Source organism: Enterobacter cloacae complex sp. IR5441, assembly GCF_049238215.1.
Lineage (GTDB): Bacteria > Pseudomonadota > Gammaproteobacteria > Enterobacterales > Enterobacteriaceae > Enterobacter > Enterobacter hormaechei_C.
In genome coordinates, this window is the sequence record NZ_JBMKIA010000111.1 from 1 (window position 1) to 1,120 (window position 1,120).

The 1,120-nt window shown below is 54.6% G+C and carries 2 protein-coding genes; both read right to left on the minus strand.

The genetic code is table 11. From position 1 onward, the window contains the following. Nucleotides 1–65 precede the first annotated feature (65 nt). Nucleotides 66–551 (minus strand): hypothetical protein, encoded by a 486-nt coding sequence (locus ACOTX5_RS26575; protein ID WP_063945336.1) that lies wholly within the window; start codon nucleotides 549–551, stop codon nucleotides 66–68. Between the two features lie 48 nt (nucleotides 552–599). Then, nucleotides 600–1,001: a type II toxin-antitoxin system VapC family toxin gene (locus ACOTX5_RS26580; RefSeq protein ID WP_063945335.1), complete on the minus strand. Its 402-nt coding sequence runs from the start codon at nucleotides 999–1,001 to the stop codon at nucleotides 600–602. Nucleotides 1,002–1,120: the final 119 nt, after the last annotated feature.

Genomic DNA, 1,120 nt, shown 5'->3' on the forward strand with positions numbered 1-1,120 from the left:
TACGGCCCACAGAATGATGTCACGCTGAAAATGCCGGCCTTTGAATGGGTTCATGTGCAGCTCCATCAGCAAAAGGGGATGATAAGTTTATCACCACCGACTATTTGCAACAGTGCCTGAAACAGGAGTGCCAGGCAGTACATTTGTCCTTTTTGTCTTACCCTCTCCCCTTCATTATATTTCAGGTCATAGAGATTAGTATTCGGCATGACATCCTGGCTAAAAACCAGGAACTCCTGCGACTGCTCCATCACTTTTTCAAAACGCCGGCTGCGGTTATCCGGATTACTAAGCGATCCGGCCTGGTACCAGATATCTGACAGATAACGGTATTTGCGGGCATACTCATCTTCCTGCCGCTGAGAAAAATGTTCCCGGAGCTGTCCGTCAATATGCCGGGCGAGACCAGAAAAATCCGGCAGGATGAGCCGGGTAGGCTCACTCGGACGATGAATAAGGGAAATTAAATCTGAAATCGCCATTTCCCGGCTCTGTGGCCCGTAACGCCCCTTGTCCACGCGGGTACCGATGAAAATACTTTCAAGTGTCATGCTTTATCCTTTTCCTTCTATATCTAGTTACGCTCAGTGTTATCGGGTCTATTTAACCCAGTCTTCCAGCTTCAGCTCCGCCACCCGCTCAAACTCTCTTGCATTATTCGTCACCAGCACGGCGCCGGCTGCGATGGCGTGCCCGGCAATCGCCGCGTCGTTCGGGCCGATCGGCGTTCCGGCGAGGCGCAGCGCCACTTTGATGTCCGTCGTGGCGTCTACCGCGTCGCGGTCCCAGGGCAGGATGGCATCGAGGCGCGCGCAGAAGGCGTCGACCAGCTGAATATGGCGCGGTGATGCCTTCTGGCCGGTGGCGCCGAAGCGCATTTCGGCATAGGTGATGGCCGAGACCACGATACGGTGACCGCGCAGCACCGCCTGCTCCAGGCGCTTCAGCACGGCTTCCGGCTGCTCGCGCATGATGAATGAACAGATGCAGGTGTCGAGCATTGGATTTGCCCCTATATTTCCAGACACCTTTTATCACTTAACCCATTACTGGCCCGCTGCCGCAGATATTCCCGTGGCGAGCGATAACCCAGCGCACTATGCGGATGCCATTCGTTATA